The organism is Actinokineospora pegani (assembly GCF_009745975.1).
Taxonomy (GTDB): domain Bacteria; phylum Actinomycetota; class Actinomycetes; order Mycobacteriales; family Pseudonocardiaceae; genus Actinokineospora; species Actinokineospora pegani.
The window spans coordinates 1-22,774 of record NZ_WHOL01000121.1; the positions used below are offsets into that span (position 1 = coordinate 1).

The window sequence follows — 22,774 nt, forward strand, 5'->3', positions numbered from 1 at the left end:
GCCGCAGCCCAGCGGGCAGCGATGGCGGAACAAGCGCGCGTCGCCCAGGAAGAGGCGGCAGCCGAGCAAGCACGCATCGCCGAACAAGAAGCCGCAGCCCAGCAAGCGGCAGCCGCCGAACAAGCGGCTGCCGCCCAGCGAGCGGCCATCGCCGAGCAGGAAGCCGCCGCGCGGGAAGCGGCAGCCGCCGAACAGGCCCGCATCGCCGAGCAGGAAGCGGCAGCCGAGCAGGCGCGCGTGGCTCAGCTCGCCGCCGCGGCCCAGCAAGCAGCCGCCGAACAAGCGCGGATCGCCCAGCAAAAGGCCGCAGCCGAGGCAGCGGCCGCCGAACAAGCGGCTGCCGCCCAGCGAGCGGCCATCGCCGAGCAAGAGGCCGCCGCGCGGGAAGCGGCGGCAGCCGAACAAGCACGCATCGCCGAACAAGAGGCCGCAGCCCGGCAAGCAGCAGCCGCAGCCGAACAAGCACGCATCGCCGAGCAAGCAGCCGCAGCCGAAAAAGCGGAGGCCATCCGGACGGCAGCCGCCGAACAAGCACGCACCGCCCAACAAGAAGCCGCCGCACGAGAAGCCGCAGCCGCCGAACAAGCACGCACCGCCGAGCGAGCCGCCCTCGCTCAGCGAGAGGCCGCCGCTGTCGAGCAGGAGGCCGCGGCCCAGCAAGCGGCTACTGGCCAGCAGCAGTCCCCTGCCGAGCAAGTGCCCGTGTCCGAGCGTCCTGTCCCGGCACAGCAGGCGGCGGTCAGCCAGTCGGATGACGTCGGGGCGCCTGAGCAGGCGGTCGAGCGGCCCGCCGAGCAGGCGGAGGGGCCGCGGCAGGACTCCGAAGGTGTCACCGCGGAGATCGCGACCGGGTTGGACTTCACGCCGCGGCAGTTCCAGATCGATGTGCAGGAGTGGGAGAAGGCGCTCGCGCCGTACACGCCGTTCCGGACGCCGGACCTGATCGCCCCGGTCCTCGGGGTGCGGGAGCCCGACGTGGGCGAGCAGACGCTGCGGATGTCGCCGATCTCGTTGGGGGCGACGGAGGCTGGGCGGCAGGAGGCGGCGGCGCTGGCCGACGCTGAGGAGGCCCGGGTCGCGGCGGAGGAGCAGCGGGTCGCCGAGGAGCAGGCGGCGGCGGAGCAGCCCGCGGCGCAGGCGTCCGAGGCGCCGCCGTTCATCCAGGCGGCGCCGCAGCAGCCTGCTGTCGCCGGACCGGTGACACCGGAGCTGCCGCAGATCATCGAGGGGGTCGTCACCGGGCAGGGGGCCCCACAGCACCCGTACGGGACGCGGCAGCCGGACCAGGGGCAGCCGTTCCCCGACGCCGCGTCGTTCGGCCAGCCCGCCGAGGAGCAGGACAAGGCCAAGCCGGCCGGGCGCCAGGGGGCCTCGCACCGCAAGAAGGAACGCGGCTTCCGGCAGTGGCTTGCCGTGGCGATGGGCAAGCAGCGCGGCACCTTCTCCTTGTCCGGCAAGGCCGGGCAGCCGGACGCGGCCGAGGACGAGTCGGTGACCAACTCGACCAGCAACGCCATGCGGGCGACGCAGGTGAGCAGCTTCTTCACCTCGGCCAAGCAGGCCAGGCCGCAGGACGGCGCCGCGCCTGCCCGGCCCAGTTGGGCCCAGGAGCCCGCCGAGCCCGCCTTCGACCCGAGCGAGGCGCAGCCGTTCACCAGCCAGCCGGGCCAGGACGCCGTCCACCCCCTGCCCGGCCCCTCCCCGTTCGAGCCGGGGCAGCGGGCGGCGTGGCAGAACGTCGGCCAGGCGGTGGCCGCCCAGGGGTCGGCCTGGCCCCCGGCAGGCAACGGCGTGGCGGGTCGGCCGGTCCCCGACCGGAGCACGCCCACCCCGGACCCCGGGCACGCGCCCAGCCCGAACGGGACGCGGGACGCAGCGAGCCAGCCGACCACCGCGGAGGACTCAGCCGGCACGGTCCAGCAGGACGCTGGCTGGACCACCGCGCACCAGGGCACACTCCCCCAGACAGCCGAGCAGGTCGCCCCGACGCACGCGGGCGACGACGCCGCCCCGCAGGCGGTGGAGCAGCCCGTGGCGAGCCGGCAGAGCCCCGCGCCCGGCTTGGGGGAGAACGGGCAGCCGTGGCTCGGGGGGCGGGTGGCGGCGGTCCGGCCGTGGCTGACCGAGCCCGCACCGCTGCCGCTGCCGCCGTTGTCCGAGCGACGTGGCGGTGGGGCGGGACGGCTGCCGATCCGACAGCCCTCAGCCCAGCGGCAGGCCAGCAGGCAGGCGGCCAAGGTCCAGGCAGAGCAGGGCGACGTCTCGCTGTTCAACGAGCCGGTCGAACAGCCGCAGCCCACCCAAGAACCCCAGCAGCCCACGCCACCCGCCCAGCCCATGCCCATCCGGCAGCCATCAGCGCAGCGGCAAGCAGCCAGGCTCCAGGCAACGCGAGGCAACGGCCCGCTGCCCAACGAGCCGACCGAACAAGCAGACCCCCACCAGCCCACGCCACCCGCCCAACCCGTACCCATCCGGCAGCCATCAGCACAGCGGCAAGCGAGCAGGCAGGCGGCCAAGGCCCGAGCGGAGCAAGCCCCGCAGGAGCCCCAGCAGGCGCGGCAGGTCGCGCCGCCCGCCCAGTTGCCGCCCACGGTGCGGCACGTGCAGCCGGTGCCGGTCATCCAGCTCGGCGAGTCGGCGCTGTTCGACATGGACGCCAAGCCGCCGCTGGTGCTCAAGGCGGACGACAACGCGGCGCCGTTGCCGGTGCGGCAGCGGATGACGGTCCCGCTGACGCTGCCGCCCGCCGCCAAGAAGAAGAAAGAGGAGCCGGAGCTCAAGTCCGAGCTGCCGCCGCTCGAGGAGGGGCCCGCGCGCCCGTGGCACCCGTGGCGGGCGGGCGGGGTGCGCATCCCGTTCAAGCAGTCCCTTGCCGACAGTCCGACCGCGCTCGGTGGGGGCGGCGAGCAGGCCCCCGAGGAGAAGCGGCAGCTCGAGAAGCCCAAGGGCAAGGCCACCCCGCCCGGGCGCCTGGTCCGCCCGCCCCGCGCGGGCGACGGCCGCAGCCGCCCCTGGCACCCGCGCCAGGGCGAGCTGGACATCACGCGCCAGCCGGACAAGCCCACCGACTCCACTGCGGACGTCCCTGGACCACCGCGGCCCGAGCCGGAGCAGGCAGCCGTCTCGCTGTTCAGCGAGCCGGTCGAGCAGGTCACGCCCGAGCAGGAACCCGACGTCCCCCTCTTCGGCGAGCCAGTCGAGCAGGCGCCTGCCGAGCAGAGCGCCGACCCCGCCGACACCCCCGCCGATGACGTGCTCACCGAGCCGGACGACCCGTTGGCCGACGAGCTCGACGAGCTGGCGGAGGAGTCCGGCGCCCGCGCGGAGAACGTCGTGTCGGGGCCGGGCAAGGCCCAGGGCGTGCAGTCCGGCACGATGCTCGAGGTCGTCGCGCTCGGGTTGCCGGTGGCCGGGTTCCTGCCGCTGTGGCACGACGACGGCCGGGCCACCTACTGGCGGGTCGAGTCGCCCCGGCAGCTCCTCGACCGGTTGGGCCAGGGCATCGTGTCCCGCACCGAGATCGACACCCAGCGCTTCCGCGAGGTCGCCGCGGTCGACATGGTCAGCGGCACGATGCTGCTGATGGACCGCTTCCGCAACGCCGAGGGCGGGGTCGCGGGCGAGTCGGTAAAGCTGCACCAGGCCACCGAGGAGCAGGCGCGCGCGGCGGCGACGGCGGAGGCGCGGGCCGAGCTGTACGCGTGGCTGGGTGAGACGGTGCGCGCCGCGTCCGACCGCGGGGAGTTCATCGCGGTGGAGACCGGCGGCTGGGAGGTGCCGCTGCGCCCGTGCGTGCTGATCATGGTGCGCCCCGGCCCGGACGGCCAGTCGTTCTCGGTGGTGGAGGCCTCCCCGGTGCCCGAGGGCGCGCCGATCTGGGTCGACCGGCAGCCGGTGGCGACCAAGGGCCAGGTGCTCGCCTCGCCGGTGACCGACGTGGCGCTGCGCGCGGCGGGCCCGCTGACCGGGTTCGCCGTCGACGCCTGGGGGATGCACCCGTTCCAACTCGGCCTGTCATTCGGTCCGAACCCGACGCTGGCGGCCGACCGGACCGGGTAGGGTCTCCCGCGCACGATGGGGGACGGACCGGGGGGTCGGCATGACTACAGCGGACGGCACAGGCACGCCCGGGGGCGAGGGCGTGTCGGTGAAGCGGATGACCAAGCAGGTCGGTCGCGCGCTGGTGCGCGCGGCCGGACCGGACTGGACGCACATCCGCGCCGAGTACCGCTCGGCGGGCAGGCACATCGAGGTCGACCTGATCATCGCCGGGGCGGACGGCGCGCCCCGGCTGGTGCGCCCGCCCGCGGAGGTCGTCGAGGGCCTGGGGCGGATCCGGCGGGCCATGTACCGACCGGGCGAGGGCACCTGGCTCAGCGCGATCTACGAGATCTCCCCGGACGGCTCCTACACCTGGGAGTGCGAGCCGAACCTGGAGCCGGTGTGGCGGCGCGTGCCGCCGCCCATCGGCTTCCAGGACGAGCTGCGCGAGCACCCGCGCGACGAGGCGAACACCCCCGACTGGCTGCGCGCCCGCGCGGGCCTGCCGCCCCGCCCGGTCGAGCCCGTGCCGGACACGCCCACACCGCCGCGCCCGATGAGCGCCCAGACGCCCGGACCGGGTCCCGCGCCCCACCAGGCAGGCGCGCGGCGCCCGACGGCCCCGCCACCCCCCGGCACCCCACCACCAGGCTTCCCGCCGCCCGCGCCCGGCACCCCGCCGTCGGGCTTCCCGCCGCGCCCGGCCGGGCCCCGGCACCGGGGGCGCACCCCGATCCCGCCCCGGCGCGGACCAGAACCGTGGGGGCCGCCCGCCCAGGGCCGTCAGGCCTGAGCGGGTTCCAGCAGCGCCACGCACTCCACGTGGTGGGTCATCGGGAAGGTGTCGAAGGCCCGCAGCCCGGTCAGGGCGTACCCGTGCCCGGCGAACAGCGCCACGTCGCGGGCCAGCGCGGCCGGGTCGCAGGCGACGTAGACGACCCGGCGCGGGGCGCGGGCGGCGATGGCGTCGACCACCGGGCGGCCCGCGCCCTTGCGCGGCGGGTCGAGGACGACCACGTCCGGGTCTGGCAGTGACGCCGACTCGACGACGTGCTCGACCCGGCCCGCGAACGTGCGCACCCAGGGCATGTCGACCAGGTTGTCGGCGCTGTCCTCGGCGGCCCGCCGCGACGACTCGACGGCGATCACCTCGCCCCCGGGCCCGACCGCGCGCCCGAGCACCGAGGCGAACAGGCCGACGCCGGAGTACAGGTCCCAGGCCACCGCGCCCTCGGCCGGGGCGGCCCACTGCCCCGCGACCTCCGCGAGCAGGTCCGCGGCGTCCGGGTGCACCTGCCAGAACCCGCGCGCGTCCAGCGTCCACTCCCGACGGGCGGCGCGCTCCACCGCGACCGGGCCGCCCAGCACCCGGGTGCCGCGCTTGCCGACGACCTCGCTGGCGTGCGTGCGGCCGGTGGCGTCGATGGCGACCTCGACCGACGAGCCCGGCGTCCAGGAGCGCTCCACCAGCACGTCGACCGTGCCGGGGGCGGCGATGACGCACTCGCGCACCGGGATGACCGAGTGGCTGCGGTGCCGGTGGAAGCCGACCCGGCCCGCGCGGTCGACGGCCAGCCGGACCCGGGTGCGCCAGTGCTCCAGGCCGCCCGCCAGCTCCTCGACCTCGACGTCCCAGTCGAGCCCGGCCAGGCGCTGGAGCTGCTCGGCGACCACGACCGCCTTGAGCCTGCGCTGCTCGGCGGCCGAGGCGTGCTGCCAGTCGCAGCCGCCGCAGCCGCCGGGGGCGGCCAGCTCGCACGGGGCGTCGACCCGCTCGGGCGAGGCGGTGAGCACCCGCACGGCGTCGCCGCGGCAGAACGAGCCGCCCTTGTCCTCGGTGATCTCCACGACGACGCGCTCGCCGGGCAGCGCGTGCCGGACGAAGACCACCCGCCCGTCGGCGCGGGCGACGCAGTGCCCGCCGTGGGCGACGGCGCCGACCTCGACCTCGATGCGTCGTCCGACCCAGTTCTCGCTCACTTGCCCTGCTCCTTGCCCTCTGCGGTGAGGCCCCGGCGCACCGCGCCGGGGGCCACGACGTCGCGCTCGGCGACCTTCTGCGACGACGCGAGCTGCCACGGGACGCTGGTGACCATCACGCCCGGCTGGAACAGCAGCCTGCCCTTGAGCCGCAGCGCGCTCTGGTTGTGCAGGACCTGCTCCCACCACCGGCCGACGACGTACTCCGGGATGAACACGGTGACCACGTCGCGCGGGTTGTCGGTGCGGATGCGACGGACGTAGTCCAGCACCGGCTTGGTGATCTCGCGGTAGGGCGACTCGATGACCTTGAGCGGCACCCGGAAGCCCTCCTTGTCCCAGGCCGAGACCAGCCGCTTGGTGTCGACGTTGTCGACGTTGACGGTGATCGCCTCCAGCACGTCCGGGCGGGTGGCCTTGGCGTAGGCCAGCGCGCGCCGGGTCGGCAGGTGCAGCTTGGAGACCAGGACGATGGAGTGCACGCGCGAGGGCAGCACGAACTTGCGGTCGCGCTCCCCCTCGGCGCGGGCGAGCTCGGCGGCGACCCGGTCGTAGTGGCGGCGGATGCCGGTCATCAGCAGGTAGATCACCGCCATCGCGGCAATGGCGATCCACGCGCCGAGCAGGAACTTCGTGATCAGCACGACCACGAGGACCGAGCCGGTCATCGCCAGGCCGAGCACGTTGATGGCCTGGGAGCGGCGCATGCGGCGGCGCTCGGCCTCGTCGGTCTCGTCGGCCAGCAACCGGTTCCAGTGCCGGATCATGCCGGTCTGGCTCAGGGTGAAGGAGACGAACACGCCCACGATGTAGAGCTGGATGAGCTTGGTGACCTCGGCGTCGAACGCGACGACCAGCACGATCGCGAACCCGGCCAGGCCGATGATGCCGTTGGAGAAGGCCAGCCGGTCGCCGCGGGTGTGCAGCTGGCGGGGCAGGTAGCGGTCCTGGGCGAGGATGGAGCCCAGGACCGGGAAGCCGTTGAACGCGGTGTTGGCGGCCAGCACCAGGATCAGCGCGGTGACGACGGTGATGAAGAAGAACCCGATCGGGAAGCCTGCGAACACCGCCTCGGCGATCTGGGCGACCATCGTCTTCTGCTCGTAGTCCGCCGGGGCGCCGACGAGCTGGTGTTCGGGGTCCTCGGCGATGCGCACGCCGGTCAACTGGGCCAGCACGATCAGGCCCATCAACATGACGACGGCGAACCCGCCCATGAGCAGCAGCGTGCTGGCGGCGTTCTTGGACTTGGGCTTGCGGAACGCGGGCACCCCGTTGGAGATCGCCTCGACGCCGGTCAGCGCGGCGCAGCCGGAGGAGAACGCGCGCAGCACCAGGAACACCAGGGCCAGGCCCGCCAGCTCGCCGTGCTCGGTGCGCACGTCGAACCCGGCGGACTCGGCGGGCATGTCCTCGCCCAGGACGACGCCGCGGAACAGGCCGAACGCGATCATGAGCACGATCCCGGCCATGAACGCGTAGGTCGGGATGGCGAAGGCGGCCCCGGACTCGCGGACGCCGCGCAGGTTGACCGCGGTGAGCAGCACGATCGCGCCGACGGCGAACACGGCCTTGTGCTCGCCCACGAACGGGATGGCCGAGCCGATGTTGGCCATCGCCGCGGCGATCGACACCGCCACCGTGAGCACGTAGTCGACCAGCAGGGCGCTGGCCACGGTCAGCCCGGCCTGCTTGCCCAGGTTGACCGTGGCGACCTCGTAGTCGCCGCCGCCGGAGGGGTAGGCGCGCACGTTCTGCCGGTAGCTGGCGACGACGGTGAGCATGACGACCACGACCACGACGCCCACCCACGGGGCCATCGTGTAGGCGGACAGCCCGGCCACCGACAGGACCAGGAAGATCTCCTCCGGCGCGTAGGCCACCGACGACATCGCGTCCGAGGCGAACACCGGGAGCGCGATGCGCTTGGGCAGCAGCGTGTGCGCCAGCCGGTCGCTGCGGAACGGCCTGCCGACCACGAGGCGCTTGGCCGCGGTGGAGAACTTGGACACGGGGGCACAGCGTAGGCGGTCCCGTCACCGTTTCGGCCCAGCGGCCGGTAGGTTCGTCGCGAGTCCCGCAGGCGGGGGTCATCGACAAGGGAGGGTGCGCGTGCACGTGGTGATCATGGGCTGCGGTCGGGTCGGGGCCTCGATGGCCACCGCCCTCGAACGGCTGGACCACACCGTGGCCGTCATCGACAAGGACGCCCAGGCGTTCCGCAGGCTGGGGCCGGAGTTCCACGGGCAGCAGGTGGTCGGTCCCGGGTTCGACCGCCAGGTCATGGTGGAGGCCGGGATCGAGCGGGCGGCGGCGTTCGCCGCGGTGTCCAACGGCGACAACTCCAACATCATCTCCGCCAGGGTGGCGCGGGAGACCTTCGGCGTTGAGCACGTCGTGGCCCGCATCTACGACCCCAAGCGCGCCGAGGTCTACGAGCGGCTCGGCATCCCCACCGTGGCCACCGTGCCGTGGACGACCGACCGGCTGCTGCGCACCCTGCTGCCCGACGGCGTCGCCTCGGCGTGGCGCGACCCGACGGGCAAGGTGGCGCTGCTGCAGGTGCCCCTCGACGAAGGCTGGGTCGGGCGCACGGTCAAGGACTTCCAGCAGGCCACGGGCTCGCGGGTGGCGTTCATCATCCGGTTCGGCACCGGGGTGCTGCCGGAGACCAAGACGGTCATCCAGGCCGACGACCAGGTGTACGTGGCCGCGCTGTCCGGCACGGTCAGCGACGTGACCGCGGCCGCGGCGCAGGCGCCGGAGGAGGGGTAGGCATGCGGGTCGCGATCGCCGGGGCCGGGGCCGTCGGCCGGTCCATCGCCGCGGAGCTGCTGGCCGGTGAGCACCACGTCATGCTCATCGAGCGGGAGGCGCGGCAGTTCGAGCCGCACACCGTCGAGCAGGCCGAGTGGGTGCTGGCCGACGCCTGCGAGCTGGCCTCGCTGGAGGACGCCGGGCTGCAGTTGTGCGACTGCGTCATCGCCGCGACCGGCGACGACAAGGTCAACCTGGTGGTGTCGCTGCTGGCCAAGACGGTGTTCGCGGTGAAGCGGGTGGTGGCGCGGGTCAACCACCCGGACAACGAGTGGCTGTTCAACTCCGCGTGGGGTGTGGACGTGGCGGTGTCGACCCCGCGCGTGCTGGCCGCGATGGTGGAGGAGGCGGTGAGCGTCGGCGGGCTGGTGCAACTGCTGACCCTGCGCCAGGGCCAGGCCAACCTGGTGGAGATGACGCTGCCGGAGGACACCCGGTGGGCGGGCCGCCCGGTGGCCGACATCCACCTGCCGCGCGACGCCGCGCTGGTCACCATCCTGCGCGGCGGGCGGGTCATCGTGCCGCAGCCCGACGACCCGCTCGAGGGCGGCGACGAGCTGCTGTTCGTGGCCTCGGCGAACGTCGAGGGCGAGATCCGCAAAGCCTTCGACGCGCCTTAGCCGCACGGGCTCTCCCGGGTCTTCCGGGGGAGACCCCACCCCTGCGGGGCGGGCTCAGGCGGCGCGCAGCGTGGCCTGCCCGGCTGGGGTCGGCCAGCGCACGCCCCAGGCCCAGCCCGCCTTCTCGAACAGCCGGATCACCCGGGCGGAGATGTCGACCTGGCCACGACTCACCGGGACCTGCGGTCACGCCGGGTCGGCGTACTTCTCCCGCAGTCGGTCCTCGACCTCGGCGTCGGTCTCGCGCTGCTCGACCTCCTGTGCGGTGTGCCGGATCTGCGCCCGGCGCACCGCCCACACCGTCACCGCCAGCGCGATGGCGAACAGGGGGTATCCCATGGCCAGGCGGGCGAACGCCAGCCAGCCGGTGAGGTCCTCGTCGTAGAGCCACTTCTGCACGACGTAGCGGGCCGCGAACACCGCGACGAAGGTCAGCGTGGCGATGTCGTAGCCCAGCCGGGCCTTGCGGTCGCGCCGCCAGCCCCGGCCGTGCCCGTTGAGGGTGGACCAGATGACGCCGACCAGCGGCCACCGGACCAGCACCGAGGCCAGGAACACCCCGCCGTAGAGCAGGCTGGTCCAGATGCCGAAGAGGAAGAACCCCTTGGCCGAGCCGGTGCGGTAGGCGATGAACGCCGCGATGGCCACGCCGAAGAAGCCGGAGAAGGCGGGCTGCAACGGCTCCTTGCGCACGAGCCGCAGCACGGTGATGCCCACCGCGACACCGATCGCGGCCCAGATGCCGACGGTCAGCCCGAAGAAGGTGTTGGCCAGCACGAACACCACGACCGGCACCGAGGAGTAGATCAGGCCGCCGATGCCGCCCATCTGCTCGAGCAGCGTCGGGGCGCGCTCCTCGTCGACGGGGTCCTGCCCCGGGGGTGTCTGGCTGGACTCGTCCGGGGGTGTCTGGCTGGACTTGTCCGGGTCCGCCTCGGGGGCCGGTCGGGTCATGTCACCGATTTCGTCAGGGAGCCGTCTGCAGCTCGTAGTACGGGTTGTAGAGCACCTTGCGGCCGTTGCGGACCGCGAGCCTGCCCTGCGCCTTGACCGTGCGACCGGGCTCGATGCCCGCGATCCGGCGGCGCCCCAACCAGACTAATGTCACGCCCTCGGTCCCGTCGAACAGCTCCGCCTCCAGCGTGGCGGCCGCGTCCAGCGGGCACAGCTCCACGCTGCGCAGGCGGCCGTAGACCGTCACCACCTCACCGGAGCTGCAATCGCACGCTCGGCGGGCCCCCTGGGCCGCGGCGTGCTCGGACAGGTCGTCCGCGTCGAGCTCGGCCACGTCCGTGGTGAGCTTCTTGACCAGACGGTGCCAGTACCCGTCCCCTTTGGCCGTCGACAGGCCCATGTCGCACCGCTCCTGGTAGTGGGGACCGGCCCCGACACCGATCCATGCACAATCAGCGTAACCGTGCCCAGAGCCGCGCAATAGGGGGTCGCAACGTGGATGTGACACAGCCGCGCACCGGCGGTCACACGGCCGTGCTGCTGCCCGGCACCGGCTCCGACGACCGGTTCGTCCGGGCCGTGTTCGAACGCCCGCTGGCGATCGTCGGCGTGCGGCTCGTGGCGCCCCGCCCCCAGCCCGGTCCCGACCTGCTCACGGCCCATCTGGCGGCCCTGGACGAGGCCGCGGCGCACGGCCCGGTCCTGGTCGGCGGGATCTCGCTGGGCGCGCACCTGGCGGCCGAGTGGGCGGGCCGCAACCCCGACCGGTGCGCCGGTCTGCTGCTGGCACTGCCGGGCTGGACGGGTGAGCCCGACGAGGCCCCGGCGGCGGTCGCCGCCACCCACGGCGCGGCGGACGTGCGGGCGCGGGGTGTCGAGGCCGCGCTGGAGACCGCCGTGGCGGGGGTGGCGCCGTGGCTGGCCGAGGAGCTGACCCGCGCGTGGACCGGCTACGGCCCCGCGCTGGCCGACTCGATGCTGGCCGCCGCGGGCCACGCCGCGCCGACGGCCGAGGAGCTGGCCCGGCTGGACGTGCCCGCCGGGGTCGCCACCTGCCTCGACGACCCGGTGCACCCGACCGAGGTGGCCAGGCGGTGGGCGCGGGCGCTGCCGAGGGCGGCGCTGACGACCACGCGCCTGGACATCATGGGGGCCGACCGCGAGGCGCTCGGGCGCGCCGCGGTGCTCGGACTGCTGCGCGCCCGCTCCGGGCAGACCTTCCAGCCCGGCTAGCCGGGCTGGCCCGGCTGCTGCTCGCCCTGCTGGGCGGCGGCGATGTGCTCGACGATGGCCTGCGGCAGGTCGATCTGCAGCGGGGTGCGCACCGGCATCGGCTGCCCGCCGCGGACCACGACGGTGTTGCGGATCAGCTCGCGCAGGCCCATCGCGGAGTTGTCCGCGAGCTGCGGCGGGCCAGCGACCACGCCGCGCAGCATCCAGCGCGGGCCGTCGACGCCGATGAACCGCAACTGCACCTCACCGAGCGAGGCCGAGAGCTCCTGGCCCCAGTCGCCGACGACGCTGCGGACCGTGGCCCCGTCGGCGCGCAGCTGCTCGGCGAGTTCGCCGCACACCTCCTTCCACAGCCCGCCCGACTTCGGCGCGGCGTAGCCGTTGAGGGTGAGCTGGCCGAGCTGGGTCAGGATGTGCACCGCGCGCACCGGCCCGGCCGGGTCCATCTCGACCTGCAACTGGGCGCCGTCGGGCACCGGGATTCGCAGTGAGCCCAGGTCGAGCCGGGCGAACTGGTCGTCGGGGGCGTCAGCCTCGTCGTAGGGACCCGTCTCGCCGTCGTCGTCGGCGTCCACGGTGTCCACGTCGTCGAGGACCTCGTCCCGACGCGCCGCGCCCGAACCGTGCCCCACGGCGCCCTTGCGGCGACCGAACAGTGCCACTGCTCCTCCGTCCCGACTTCCCTCGTGCGCGGCGGACCGGCCGATCTGCCGGTCCCCCAGTCATGCAAGCTAGTCCTGCTGTCCAGTGAGCACAGCGTGCCCGCCGGTCGACCCGTGCCCGCCGGCTCCGCGCTCGGTGTCGTCGAGCGCCTCGACCACGCGGAACACCGCCTGCTCGACCCGCTGCACCACCAACTGCGCTATCCGGTCCCCGCGCCGCAGTGCGATCGGCTCCACCGGGTCGTGGTTGACCAGGCAGACCAGCACCTCGCCGCGGAAGCCGGAGTCGATCGTGCCCGGCGCGTTGACGATGCCCAGCCCGGTGCGGGCGGCCAGGCCGGAGCGCGGGTGCACGAACCCGGCGTACCCCGCGGGCAGCGCGAGCGCCACCCCGGTGCCCACGACCGCCCTGGCACCCGGTTGGAGCACCACGTCGGTCGTCGTCGCCAGGTCCGCCCCCGCATCACCCGGACGGGCGTACGCGGGCAGCGGGACCCCGGGATCGAGGTGGACGAGCGGGACCTCCACGACGGACACGAGCGGCGAGACTACCCTGGTGCCGTGACCGACTCCTCGGGCGGCACGCGCCCAGAAGCGACCTCCCCGCCCGCCTACGCCGAGCGGCTGCACGTCACCTGGTACTGGTGGCCGCTGCCCCTGCTGGCAGGCGCCCTCCTCGCCGCGGAGATCCACATGGGCTACCCCGGCGTGCGGGCGTGGCTGCCCTACGTGATCGTGCTGCCGCTGGTGCTGGTGATGCTGTGGCGCGCCGGGCGGACGCCGGTGCGGGTGCGCGACGGCAAGCTGCTCGTCGCCGAGGCGAACCTGCCGCTGGAGCACGTCGGCGAGGTCGAGGTGTTCGGCAAGGACGACAAGCGCCAGGTCCTCGGCAGGCGGCTGGACCCGGCGGCGTTCGTCGCGCACCGCGGTTGGGTGGGCCCGGTGGTGCGGGTGCGCGTGGAGGACCCCGCGGACCCGACCCCGTACTGGCTGTTCTCCACCCGGCACCCCGAGCGGCTGGCCGCGGCGCTGCGGGCCCGCAGCACGGCGTGAACGGCCAGGGAGCCGGGCGCCTCGGGTGAGGCGCCCGGCTCCCTGGCCGTGCTGGTCCTGATCGTCCGCGGCGGGGTCTCGGCGGTTCGCCGAGCCTGGCTCAGGCGCAGTCGCGGCAGATGTAGGTGCCGCCGCTGTCCTCCGCCAGTCTGCTGCGGTGGTGCACCAGGAAGCACTTCGAGCAGGTGAACTCGTCAGCCTGCTTGGGGACGACGCGGACAGTCAGGTCCTCGCCGGAGAGCGCGGACAGGTCCGCGCCCGGCAGCTCGAAGCTCTCCGCTGTGTCGGTCTCGTCGACGTCCACGACGCCGGACTGGTTCTCGTTGCGGCGCGCCTTAAGCTCCTCGAGGGAGTCCTCGGCGAGGTCGTCGGCCTCGCTGCGCCGTGGTGCGTCGTAGTCGGTCGCCATCTAGTTCACCCCTGCGGTCCTTCAGGATGTGGGTCGTGCCGCTGGTCAACGATCCACAGCCCCAGTTTGTGCCCGCCCATTCGCGTGACGGAGGTCTCGCCGGCGACGGTGGGGTCCGGTGCCCGGAACAGACGTCCGGGAACAGCGAAGATGATCCCGGCCGAGCCCCGCCGCCACCGGAGCGGCCAGAGGGTAGCCCATGGGGTCCGTGGGTGCGCACACCCCGCCCAGTGGCGTGTCCGAGCCGTGTCCGTGCTGTGTCCCGGCGCCCACGATCGGGGAGGGCCCCTTGTCGGACCTGCCTCGACGTGGTGCGATCGAGCGGGCAACAGGTCACCATGCGCGCTCGGGCGGTCGCGTTCGGCGATCAGGGCTGGTGAGCAACACCCCTTCGCCCGGGTGCCACGCATCCGCCTGGAGCGAATAGGCTGACCACAACGACAGCCGAACCGGGTCGAGGCCCGGTTCCGATGCCCTCGGGGGTGGGCCGTGGGGCCGATGGGAGGGTCGTCAGTGGCTGTCGGTGAGCGCAGCGCGGGGAACTCGGCGGACCAGCCGTACCGCAGGCGCAGGCCGTTGCCCGCCTTGATCTTCCTGGCCGTGCTCAGCGTGCTGGCCGCGGTGGTGTGGGTCATCGTCCTGCGGGGCCAGGACGACCCCAACGCGGCCAAGCGCTGCCAGCCCCCGCCCACCTCGCCCGCCCCGCCCGCCGACGGGCAGGCCGTCCCGACGCTCGGGCAGACGCTCACCCCGGAGTCCCTGGACAAGGTCTCCCCGGCCGCGCCCTCGGGGGTGCTGGCCAGGGTGGTCAACGCCAGCGGCCAGCGCCGCCAGGCGGGCGCGGTCACCGAGGCGCTGCGCGAGCTGGGCTTCACCCAGGTCACCGACCCGGCCAACGACCTCATCTACTCCGGCGGGACGCTCACCTGCCGCGCGCAGATCCGGTTCGGGCAGCAGGGCGCGGCCGCGGCCCGAACGCTCAGCATCATCGAGCCGTGCGCCGAACTGGTCCGCGACGAGCGCCAGGACGCCACCGTCGACCTGGCCATCGGGCAGCGCTACACCTACCTGCGGCCCAACGCCGACGCGCGCCGCATCCTCGAGCAGCTCATCGACTGGGCGCAGAACGGCCCGGTCCAGGGCGGTCTGCAGAACGCCGACGGCACCGGTCCCGCGCTCGACCCGGCCCTCGTCGCGGCGGCCAGGTCCACCCGCTGCTGACCGGTCAGTCGTACTCGCCGACACCGCACTCGACCAGCGCCGCGCGCAACCCGTCCGCGATCGAGGGCGCGGCGGCGAAGACGATGTCCGCGCCCATCTCGTCGGCCTCGCCGGGCAGCACGACCCTGGCCCCGGCCTCGCGGGCGATCAGCGCCCCGGCCGCCCAGTCCCACCGGTTGAGGCCGCGCTCGGCGTAGCCGTCGACCCACCCGGCCGCGACCGCGCACAGGTCCAGCGCCGCCGACCCGCCCCGGCGCACGTCCCGGACGCGGCCCAGCAGCCGGGCCACGACCTGGGCGTGCTCGGTGCGGCGGCGCCGGTCGTAGGCGAACCCGGTGGCGAACAGCGTGGTCTCCAGCGACACCGGCGAGTTCACCGACAGCCGCTCGCCGTCGAGGAAGGCCCCCTGCCCGAGCGCCGCCCGCCACCGCCGCCCGCTCAGCGGCTCCACGACCGCGCCCGCCAGCGAGACGCCGTCGCGCTGCACGGCGACGGACACGGCGTAGAAGGGGTGGCCGTAGAGGTAGTTGACCGTGCCGTCGATCGGGTCGACGACCCAGGTCAGGCCCGCGCCCTCGACACCGCCCGCTTCCTCCCCCAGCACCGGCTCGCCGGGCCGCAGCTCGGCCAGCCGGTCGCGGATGAGCTGCTCGGCGGCCCGGTCCCCGGCGGTGACGACGTCGGTGACCGTCGACTTGGTGTCGACGTCGCGGATGGCCGTCTCCCGGGTGTCCTGGGCGAGCCGGGCGGCGAGCACGGCGACCTGCTCCGCGGTGGCGGCGAGGTCGGCCGGGGTGCTCAGGTCGGGATCTGTTTCCGTCGTGCCCACCCGTCCATCCGACCACAGCGCGGCGGCGGCGGCTAATGTCACGGGCCAACGCCTCACTGAATCGAATTGGAAAGGACCGGGGATGGGTGCAGCCCGCGGCTTCGGAGTGGACATCGGCGGTTCCGGCATCAAGGGGTGCCCGGTGGACCTCGATGCGGGAAAGCTCGTCGGCGAGCGCATCCGCGTCCCCACCCCGCAGCCGTCGACGCCGGAGGCGGTGGCCGACGTGGTCGCCGAGATCGTCCGCGGCTTCGACTGGACCGGCCCGGTCGGGGTCACCCTGCCCGCGGTGATCAAGCGCGGGGTGGCGCACTCGGCGGCCAACATCGACAAGAGCTGGATCGGGACCGACGCGGCCGCGCTGTTCGCCACCCGGCTCGGCCTGCCGCTGGACCAGGTCACCGTGCTCAACGACGCCGACGCGGCCGGGGTCGCCGAGATCCGCTACGGGCGCCCCGACGACCAGACCGGCGTGGTGGTGCTGCTGACCTTCGGCACCGGCATCGGCAGCGCGCTGTTCCTCGACGGCAGGCTCGTGCCCAACACCGAATTCGGCCACCTGGAGATCGACGGCCACGACGCCGAGACCCGGGCCGCGGCCTCCGCCAAGGAGGACGAGGACCTGAGCTGGGACCAGTGGGCCAAGCGGGTGACCCGCTACATCTCCGGCCTGGAGGACCTGATCTGGCCGGACCTGGTCATCGCGGGCGGCGGGGTCAGCAAGAAGGCCGACAAGTGGCTGCCGCTGCTGGAGGTGCGGACCAAGGTCGTCGCGGCGGAACTGCGCAACGACGCCGGGATCGTGGGCGCCGCCCTCGCCGCCTCGCGCGGCGAGGGGCCGTGACGCGCCCGCCCCGGATGACCCCGTCTCGGACACCTGAGCAGGTGCACGAGCACATTTCGGGCTTGGCGCGTCCTCGCGACACGCCGCCCGTCGCTACAATGGAACAGGCCCGCGGCTTTCCAGCCCTCCGGGCACTCCCCGAACTCCGGCAGCGACCAGGCGTTTTCCGCTTCCGGCCGCAGCCGTGATGGACAGTTGTGAAAGGGCGTACGTGGCAGCCGCACGAACCGCAACCCGACGCTCCACCGCGTCGGCGAGCGCCGCCAAGACGACCAAGGACGCGCAGGCAGACTCCGACGAGCTGACCGGCACGGCCAAGCCGACGGCGCGCAAGGCCGCCGGGGCCAAGCCCCGCGCGCCGAAGAAGACCGCCGCCAAGGCGGGCACGAAGAAGTCGGACGGCCCCGACGGCGAGGAGCCGTCCGACGACGACACCCCGGACAACCCGGACCTGTCCGACCTCGAGGAGGTCGAGGTCGACCCGATCGACGAGACCGTCGACGAGCCCGAGGAGAAGGCCTCCGAGAAGGAGGCGACGACCCCGGCGGGCAAGGACGGCGACTTCGTCTGGGACGAGGAGGAGTCGGAGGCGCTGCGGCAGGCCCGCAAGGACGCCGAGCTCACCGCCTCCGCCGACTCGGTCCGCGCCTACCTCAAGCAGATCGGCAAGGTCGCCCTCCTCAACGCCGAGGAGGAGGTGGAGCTGGCCAAGCGCATCGAGGCCGGGCTCTACGCCGCCGAGCGCGTGCGCAAGTCCGAGGAGGAGAGCGAGAAGCTCCAGCCGCAGATGCGCCGCGACCTCCGGTGGATCGTGCGCGACGGCGAGCGGGCCAAGAACCACCTGCTCGAGGCCAACCTGCGCCTGGTGGTGTCGCTGGCCAAGCGCTACACCGGCCGCGGCATGGCGTTCCTGGACCTGATCCAGGAGGGCAACCTGGGCCTGATCCGCGCGGTGGAGAAGTTCGACTACACCAAGGGCTACAAGTTCTCCACCTACGCGACGTGGTGGATCCGCCAGGCGATCACCCGCGCGATGGCCGACCAGGCCCGCACCATCCGCATCCCGGTGCACATGGTCGAGGTCATCAACAAGCTCGGCCGCATCCAGCGCGAGCTGCTCCAGGACCTGGGCCGCGAGCCCACGCCGGAGGAGCTGGCCAAGGAGATGGACATCACCCCGGAGAAGGTGCTGGAGATCCAGCAGTACGCCCGGGAGCCCATCTCGCTGGACCAGACCATCGGCGACGAGGGCGACAGCCAGCTCGGTGACTTCATCGAGGACTCCGAGGCCGTGGTGGCCGTGGACGCGGTGTCGTTCACGCTGCTGCAGGACCAGCTCCAGTCGGTCCTGGCCACCCTGTCCGAGCGCGAGGCGGGCGTCGTGCGCCTGCGCTTCGGCCTCACCGACGGCCAGCCCCGCACCCTCGACGAGATCGGCCAGGTCTACGGCGTCACGCGCGAGCGCATCCGCCAGATCGAGTCGAAGACCATGTCGAAGCTGCGCCACCCGTCGCGCTCCCAGGTCCTGCGCGACTACCTGGAATAGACCGCGAGCACCCGCCGAGGGGCCGTTCCCGACACTCGTCCGGGGCGGCCCCTCGCGGCTGTCCGGGGCGGTCGGTGACAGAGCCCGCCCCACCCCGGCACCCTGCGTGGCCGCAAAACCATGTGAATCTTATTCAGGTTCACTCCCGACCCCCCGCCCCGAAGCACCCGTTCGGCCGATCAAGTCCAGATCGTGGTCGCCGGGCCCGTTCGCCCATGGTGAACGAGGTCTCAGGACACCTGCGGTTCAGCCGCCGTTTGGCGGACATATCCCCAGCTCCAGGCCTATTTCCGCTCGTCAGTGGGGGTATGGGTCGAGTGACCGGTGATAAATCCTCGCTCGGGAACACTGCCGGGCCGCCGAACGTCTGTAAGAGTAGGAAGTGCGACCACGGCGGAGTTTCCGCCTCCGTGACCGCAGCCGAAGAGGGTGCCGGAATCAACCGGCGCCGGGACGGAGGGAGAACTCCCATGACGACGACTACGACGCTCACCCGCCCCGAGCTGACCGCTGCCGACCGCTGCGACCGCTGCGGGGCCGCCGCACAGGTTCGCGCCGTACTTTCCTCCGGAGGAGAGCTCCTGTTCTGCGGCCACCACGCCCGCGCCCACGAGACCCGCCTGCGCGAGCTGGAGGCCGAGCTCCAGAAGGGCTGACGGTCGAGCGCTGACCGAGACCTGCCGAGGGCCGGCACCCACCAGGGTGCCGGCCCTCGGCCCGTCGCTACCGCCCTCGACTGGGCCGTTCCCGACCTCAACCGCCATGTCGCGGCGTACTCGGCGCAGGCGTCGGCCCCGACCGAGCGGACCGCGAGCGCAGATCCCGTGCGCGACGCTTCACACGCCCCTGGGCTGGACGTTGCTGCGGGGCATGGCAGAGCTGGCCCAGGAGGTAGACGGGGGCTGGTTCGAGTGGCAGGGGCTGTCCGCGCGGACGGGGGAACGTCGGGGACTCCTCGCTGCTCTACGAGCGAAGCGGACCTGACGAGCGGCCCGTCTTCCGAATGACGCCCGAGGTGGCCGCCAGAGTGGTCGCCGAAGCCGACCGGCGCTGAGACCGCGGCTCAGACGGAGTCGAGGACGGGTTCGAAGGCCAGTTCGGCGGCCCCGATCAGTTTGACGTCGGAGCCCATGGTGGAGGCCATGACGCGGGTGCCGCCCACGGCGCGGCTGACGAGGGAGCGGCGGGAGACCTCGGCGCCCAGGTCGGCGATCAGGGGCGGGGGCAGGGCGGTGAACAGGTCGCCCAAGACCACCAGTTCGGGACCGAACACGTTGACGATGTTGACCAGGCCGACCGTCAGGAACTCGCGGAACTCGCCCAGCACGTCGGCGATCTGGCGGGGGGTGGTCAGGGCGCGCAGCTCGGCGACCACGGCGCCGCGCGGGGTGCCCTCGGGCAGGCGCAGGGCGCGGCACAGGGCCAGTTCGCCCACCTCGGTCTCCCAGCAGCCCCGGCTGCCGCAGTAGCAGGGGCGGCCGCGGTGGTCGACCACCATGTGGCCGAGTTCGCCCAGGTAGCCCGCCGTGCCGCGCAGGGTGACGCCGTCGGAGATGACGCCGCCGCCGACGCCGATGTCGGCGGAGATGTAGACGGCGTCGAGGGAGCCGCGGGCGGCGCCGCGCAGGTGTTCGGCGAGGGCGGCGATCTCGGCGTCGTTGGCGACGCGGACCGGGACGCCGAGGGCGGCGCTGAGCCGCTCCCCCAGCGGCAGGCGCGACCACCGCAGGTTGGGCGCCTCGTGCACGAAGCCGTCGGAGCGGCGGACGACGCCGGGGACCGACACGCCGACGCCGATCGTGGGCACGCCCAGGTCGGCGGCGAGGACCTGGGTGGACTCGATGACGTGGGTGATGACCTCGTCCGGCTCGCTGGCCCGGCCGTGCAGGTTCCAGCTGTTGCGGCCCAGCATCTCCCCGCCCAGGCCGACAACGGCGATGGCGACCTGGTCGACGCGGATGTCGACGGCCACGACCACCGCGGCGTGGGCCTGGGGCAGCACCAGCAACGACGGGCGCCCCGCGCCCGAGCGGGCGCGGGGCAGCCGTTCCTCGACCACACCGGACTCGGCGAGGCCGTCGACGAGGGCCTTGATGGTGCTGCGGTTGAGCCCCAGCTCCGTAGCCAGCGCGGCCCGGGTGGTCGGGCCCGCGACGTGCAGGCGCCGCAGCAGGGCGGTGCGGTTGTGCCTGCGCACCTCGTCGGGTCGGGCGCCCGCCGTGGGTGTGCTGGTCACCTGTCCGCCTTCCTGGGCTCGGGCCGCAGGGCCTAGCGGGAGGAAACCGCCGCGCGCCTGCGGGAGAGCGCGTCGACGGTGGCCGCGAGCAGCAGCACCAGGCCAGTGACGATGTTGACCACCGCGGCGGGTTGCTTGAGCAGGCCGAGACCATTCTCCACCACCGCCAGCACCAATCCGCCGACGACGGCGTGGAACACCTTGCCACGTCCGCCGAACAGGGACGTGCCGCCGATGACGGCCGCGCCGACGGCGAACAGCAGCGTGTTGAGCCCACCGGCCTGCGGGTCGACGGAGCCGACCTTCGAGGAGTACACGATCGCGCCCAGGGCCGCCAGCGATGAGGCGACGACGAACACGCTGGCCCGGATCTTGGACACGTTGATGCCCGCCCGGCGCGCGGCCTCGGCGTTGCCGCCCACGGCGTAGACGTGGCGGCCGTAGCGGGTGCGGTTGAGCGCGTAGGTGCCGATGACCAGCACGACGAGCACGATCGGGACCACGTAGGGCACGCCCCGGATGGTCACGAAGTCGTTGGAGGAGCGGTTGAGCGTCAGCGCCCAGGTCGCCAGCGCGGAGATCACCGTGACCCCCGCGACCTTGCCCAGCACCAGCGGCGTGGGCATGGTCACCAGCCCGCGCTTGAGCCGGGAGAAGTGCTCGCCCAGCACCACGAGGGCGTACCCGCCCGCGGCGACCAGGAACAGCAGCCAGCTCCCCAGCACCGACAGGTTGCCGTTGGCCACGGCGAACAGCGTGGGCTCGGTGCCGATGCCCAGCACGCCGCCCTCGCCGATGAACTGCAGGATGACGCCCTGCCAGGTGATGAACAGCGCCAGGGTCACCACGAACGACGGCATGCCGATCTTGGAGACCAGGAAGCCGGTGACCACGCCGATGGCGGTGCCGACCGACACGGCCAGCAGCATCTCGATCCAGGCGTTGGGCGCCACGCCCAGCATGGCGATCGCGATGGCGATGGCGGCCATCACCGCGCCGACCCAGATGCGCATGTACAGCGCCAGGCCCGCGGCGACCACCAGGCCGAGCACGAAGACGTAGAACACGGTGGAGCCCATGCCGCCGAGCAGGTTGCCCGAGCGCACGTAGTGCATGGCCATCACCGCGGCGCAGACGCCGGACGCGGTGCCCGCGGACAGGTCGATCTCGCCCAGCAGCAGGACGAACACCAGGCCCATCGCAATGATCATCTTGCCCGCGCCCTGGGCCAGCAGGTTGGCGGTGTTGTCCAGAGTCAGGAAGCTGTCCGACAGCAGCCAGAACACGATGACCAGCGCGCCGAGGCCGAACAGGGCGGGCAGCGAGCCGAGCTCGCCGCCGCGCAGCCGGGCGAGGTAGTCGCGCACGGCCTCGCCGCTGGACTGGCTGGTGGTGTCGATGCCGAAGTCGGAGATGGCGCCGCCGGGGTCCTTGGCGGTCGGTGTGTCAGTCATGGGGATGCCTCAAGGTTCGCGGCGGCGGTCAGACGGTGGCGGACTCGGGGCGGGCCAGGCCCAGGTCCCCGGAGCGGCCCGCGGTGATCAGCTCGACGACCTGGGCGTGGGTGACGTCCCTGGTCGGGACCTGGGCGACCATGCGGCCCAGGTACAGCGTGGCGATGCGGTCGGCCACCTCGAACACGTCGGCCATGTTGTGGCTGATGAGCACCACGCCCAGGCCCTGCTCGGCCAGCCTGCGCACCAGGTCGAGCACCTGGCGGGTCTGTGCGACGCCGAGGGCGGCGGTCGGCTCGTCGAGGAGCACGACCTTGCTCTCCCACAGCACCGACTTGGCGATGGCCACGGTCTGGCGCTGACCGCCGGACAGCGACGCGACGGGGGTGCGCACCGACTTGACCGTGCGCACCGACAGCGACGCGAGGGTGTCGCGGGCGGCCTTCTCCATGCTGGCCTCGTCGAGCAGCCACCCGCTGCCGCGCTCGCGGCCGAGGAACATGTTCTGCACGATGTCGAGGTTGTCGGCCAGCGCGAGGTCCTGGTAGACGACCTCGATGCCCAGGTCCGCGGCGTCGCGCGGGCCGTTGATGCTGACCGGCCCGCCGTTGAACGCCACCCGGCCGGAGTCCGTCGGGTGGATGCCCGCGATGCACTTGACCAGGGTCGACTTGCCCGCGCCGTTGTCGCCGACGAGCGCGGTGACCTCGCCCGCGCGGACGGTCAGGTCCACGTCGTGCAGGACGTGGACCGGGCCGAAGCTCTTGTTGAGCCCGGTGATCTCGAGAATGGGGTCGCTCATCGCACGCTCCTGCGGCTGCGGCCGCACCCGGCGCGGCGCGAGGGGGAGCGCGCCGCGCCAGGTGCGGGGG

At 73.4% G+C, this 22,774-nt stretch carries 22 protein-coding genes and 1 pseudogene; 10 read left to right on the top strand and 13 right to left on the bottom strand.

Features of this window, described 5'->3' with window-relative positions:
• A partial coding sequence (locus GCL84_RS26120; protein ID WP_197523516.1) for a hypothetical protein occupies positions 1-696 on the bottom strand: 696 nt, incomplete at its 3' end.
• Between the two features lie 6 nt (positions 697-702).
• Here GCL84_RS26120 and GCL84_RS26125 point away from each other — a divergent pair.
• Together GCL84_RS26125 and GCL84_RS30750 are read left to right on the top strand one after the other, a co-directional pair.
• On the top strand, positions 703-4,062 hold the full coding sequence (locus tag GCL84_RS26125) for a hypothetical protein (protein WP_156758219.1): 3,360 nt from the start codon (positions 703-705) through the stop codon (positions 4,060-4,062).
• Positions 4,063-4,102: 40 nt separating this feature from the next.
• Positions 4,103-4,837, top strand: a complete 735-nt coding sequence (locus GCL84_RS30750) for a hypothetical protein (protein WP_156758220.1) — start codon at positions 4,103-4,105, stop codon at positions 4,835-4,837.
• Here GCL84_RS30750 and GCL84_RS26135 read toward each other — a convergent pair.
• Together GCL84_RS26135 and GCL84_RS26140 are read right to left on the bottom strand one after the other, a co-directional pair.
• Entirely contained in the window at positions 4,828-6,024 is a 1,197-nt protein-coding gene (locus GCL84_RS26135; protein ID WP_156758221.1) for a class I SAM-dependent RNA methyltransferase, read from the bottom strand. The genes GCL84_RS30750 and GCL84_RS26135 overlap by 10 nt on opposite strands.
• Positions 6,021-8,036, bottom strand: a complete 2,016-nt coding sequence (locus tag GCL84_RS26140; protein WP_156758222.1) for an APC family permease — start codon at positions 8,034-8,036, stop codon at positions 6,021-6,023. Before GCL84_RS26140 ends, GCL84_RS26135 begins: the two co-directional genes overlap by 4 nt.
• 100 nt (positions 8,037-8,136) lie before the next feature.
• Here GCL84_RS26140 and GCL84_RS26145 point away from each other — a divergent pair, with 100 nt between their 5' ends.
• Positions 8,137-8,799, top strand: a complete 663-nt coding sequence (locus GCL84_RS26145; protein ID WP_156758223.1) for a potassium channel family protein — start codon at positions 8,137-8,139, stop codon at positions 8,797-8,799.
• A 2-nt stretch (positions 8,800-8,801) separates the two neighbouring features.
• Positions 8,802-9,461, top strand: a complete 660-nt coding sequence (locus GCL84_RS26150; protein ID WP_156758224.1) for a potassium channel family protein — start codon at positions 8,802-8,804, stop codon at positions 9,459-9,461.
• Positions 9,462-9,515: 54 nt separating this feature from the next.
• On the opposite strand, the pseudogene GCL84_RS31070 reads toward GCL84_RS26150, so the two are convergent.
• From GCL84_RS31070 to GCL84_RS26160, 3 genes and pseudogenes are all read right to left on the bottom strand, one after another.
• A pseudogene (locus GCL84_RS31070) lies at positions 9,516-9,635 on the bottom strand (acyl-CoA desaturase); the annotation flags it as partial.
• Positions 9,636-9,647: 12 nt separating this feature from the next.
• Complete coding sequence (locus tag GCL84_RS26155; RefSeq protein WP_156758225.1) at positions 9,648-10,415, bottom strand: DUF3159 domain-containing protein; 768 nt, start codon at positions 10,413-10,415, stop codon at positions 9,648-9,650.
• Positions 10,416-10,428: 13 nt separating this feature from the next.
• The gene (locus GCL84_RS26160; protein ID WP_156758226.1) at positions 10,429-10,815 is read right to left on the bottom strand and encodes an OB-fold nucleic acid binding domain-containing protein; all 387 of its coding nucleotides are present in this window, start codon (positions 10,813-10,815) and stop codon (positions 10,429-10,431) included.
• A 95-nt stretch (positions 10,816-10,910) separates the two neighbouring features.
• Here GCL84_RS26160 and GCL84_RS26165 point away from each other — a divergent pair, with 95 nt between their 5' ends.
• Entirely contained in the window at positions 10,911-11,648 is a 738-nt protein-coding gene (locus tag GCL84_RS26165; RefSeq protein WP_235926737.1) for an alpha/beta fold hydrolase, read from the top strand.
• On the opposite strand, the gene GCL84_RS26170 is transcribed toward GCL84_RS26165, so the two are convergent.
• Both GCL84_RS26170 and dut read right to left on the bottom strand, forming a co-directional pair.
• Positions 11,645-12,310, bottom strand: coding sequence for a DUF3710 domain-containing protein (locus tag GCL84_RS26170; protein WP_156758227.1), 666 nt, complete (start codon positions 12,308-12,310; stop codon positions 11,645-11,647). The genes GCL84_RS26165 and GCL84_RS26170 overlap by 4 nt on opposite strands.
• Positions 12,311-12,379: 69 nt before the next feature.
• A complete protein-coding gene (gene dut, locus GCL84_RS26175; protein WP_156758228.1) occupies positions 12,380-12,847 on the bottom strand; it encodes a dUTP diphosphatase in 468 nt (155 codons plus the stop codon).
• Between the two features lie 24 nt (positions 12,848-12,871).
• Between dut and GCL84_RS26180 the strand changes: the two genes are divergently transcribed.
• Positions 12,872-13,363: a DUF3093 domain-containing protein gene (locus GCL84_RS26180; protein ID WP_156758229.1), complete on the top strand. Its 492-nt coding sequence runs from the start codon at positions 12,872-12,874 to the stop codon at positions 13,361-13,363.
• Between the two features lie 100 nt (positions 13,364-13,463).
• On the opposite strand, the gene GCL84_RS26185 is transcribed toward GCL84_RS26180, so the two are convergent.
• A complete protein-coding gene (locus GCL84_RS26185) occupies positions 13,464-13,772 on the bottom strand; it encodes a DUF4193 domain-containing protein (protein WP_156758230.1) in 309 nt (102 codons plus the stop codon).
• A gap of 513 nt (positions 13,773-14,285) precedes the next feature.
• Between GCL84_RS26185 and cei the strand changes: the two genes are divergently transcribed.
• A complete protein-coding gene (cei, locus tag GCL84_RS26190; RefSeq protein WP_235926738.1) occupies positions 14,286-14,993 on the top strand; it encodes an envelope integrity protein Cei in 708 nt (235 codons plus the stop codon).
• Positions 14,994-14,997: 4 nt separating this feature from the next.
• Here the strand turns inward: cei and GCL84_RS26195 are convergent, their stop codons facing one another.
• Complete coding sequence (locus GCL84_RS26195) at positions 14,998-15,795, bottom strand: inositol monophosphatase family protein (RefSeq protein ID WP_328618794.1); 798 nt, start codon at positions 15,793-15,795, stop codon at positions 14,998-15,000.
• Positions 15,796-15,904: 109 nt separating this feature from the next.
• Between GCL84_RS26195 and ppgK the strand changes: the two genes are divergently transcribed.
• From ppgK to GCL84_RS26210, 3 genes are all read left to right on the top strand, one after another.
• On the top strand, positions 15,905-16,666 hold the full coding sequence (gene ppgK / locus GCL84_RS26200) for a polyphosphate--glucose phosphotransferase (RefSeq protein WP_156758233.1): 762 nt from the start codon (positions 15,905-15,907) through the stop codon (positions 16,664-16,666).
• A gap of 211 nt (positions 16,667-16,877) precedes the next feature.
• Complete coding sequence (locus GCL84_RS26205) at positions 16,878-18,212, top strand: RNA polymerase sigma factor (RefSeq protein ID WP_156758234.1); 1,335 nt, start codon at positions 16,878-16,880, stop codon at positions 18,210-18,212.
• 470 nt (positions 18,213-18,682) lie between these two features.
• Positions 18,683-18,868: a DUF7455 domain-containing protein gene (locus GCL84_RS26210; protein ID WP_075973163.1), complete on the top strand. Its 186-nt coding sequence runs from the start codon at positions 18,683-18,685 to the stop codon at positions 18,866-18,868.
• Positions 18,869-19,275: 407 nt separating this feature from the next.
• On the opposite strand, the gene GCL84_RS26215 is transcribed toward GCL84_RS26210, so the two are convergent.
• Genes GCL84_RS26215 through GCL84_RS26225 form a run of 3 tightly spaced genes read right to left on the bottom strand, consistent with a single transcriptional unit; the run spans position 19,276 to position 22,704 of the window.
• A complete protein-coding gene (locus tag GCL84_RS26215; RefSeq protein ID WP_156758235.1) occupies positions 19,276-20,448 on the bottom strand; it encodes an ROK family transcriptional regulator in 1,173 nt (390 codons plus the stop codon).
• Between the two features lie 32 nt (positions 20,449-20,480).
• Positions 20,481-21,902, bottom strand: coding sequence for a sugar ABC transporter permease (locus GCL84_RS26220; protein ID WP_156758236.1), 1,422 nt, complete (start codon positions 21,900-21,902; stop codon positions 20,481-20,483).
• Between the two features lie 28 nt (positions 21,903-21,930).
• The gene (locus GCL84_RS26225; protein ID WP_156758237.1) at positions 21,931-22,704 is read right to left on the bottom strand and encodes an ATP-binding cassette domain-containing protein; all 774 of its coding nucleotides are present in this window, start codon (positions 22,702-22,704) and stop codon (positions 21,931-21,933) included.
• Positions 22,705-22,774: the final 70 nt, after the last annotated feature.

Bases quoted from the DNA above. Each gene is read 5' to 3' on its own strand.
- GCL84_RS26210 (WP_075973163.1), top strand. From the start codon at position 18,683: ATGACGACGACTACGACGCTCACCCGCCCCGAGCTGACCGCTGCCGAC.
- GCL84_RS26155 (WP_156758225.1), bottom strand. From the start codon at position 10,415: ATGACCCGACCGGCCCCCGAGGCGGACCCGGACAAGTCCAGCCAGACA.
- GCL84_RS26160 (WP_156758226.1), bottom strand. From the start codon at position 10,815: ATGGGCCTGTCGACGGCCAAAGGGGACGGGTACTGGCACCGTCTGGTC.
- GCL84_RS26220 (WP_156758236.1), bottom strand. From the start codon at position 21,902: ATGACTGACACACCGACCGCCAAGGACCCCGGCGGCGCCATCTCCGAC.
- ppgK (WP_156758233.1), top strand. From the start codon at position 15,905: ATGGGTGCAGCCCGCGGCTTCGGAGTGGACATCGGCGGTTCCGGCATC.
- GCL84_RS26185 (WP_156758230.1), bottom strand. From the start codon at position 13,772: ATGGCGACCGACTACGACGCACCACGGCGCAGCGAGGCCGACGACCTC.
- GCL84_RS30750 (WP_156758220.1), top strand. From the start codon at position 4,103: ATGACTACAGCGGACGGCACAGGCACGCCCGGGGGCGAGGGCGTGTCG.
- GCL84_RS26225 (WP_156758237.1), bottom strand. From the start codon at position 22,704: ATGAGCGACCCCATTCTCGAGATCACCGGGCTCAACAAGAGCTTCGGC.
- GCL84_RS26150 (WP_156758224.1), top strand. From the start codon at position 8,802: ATGCGGGTCGCGATCGCCGGGGCCGGGGCCGTCGGCCGGTCCATCGCC.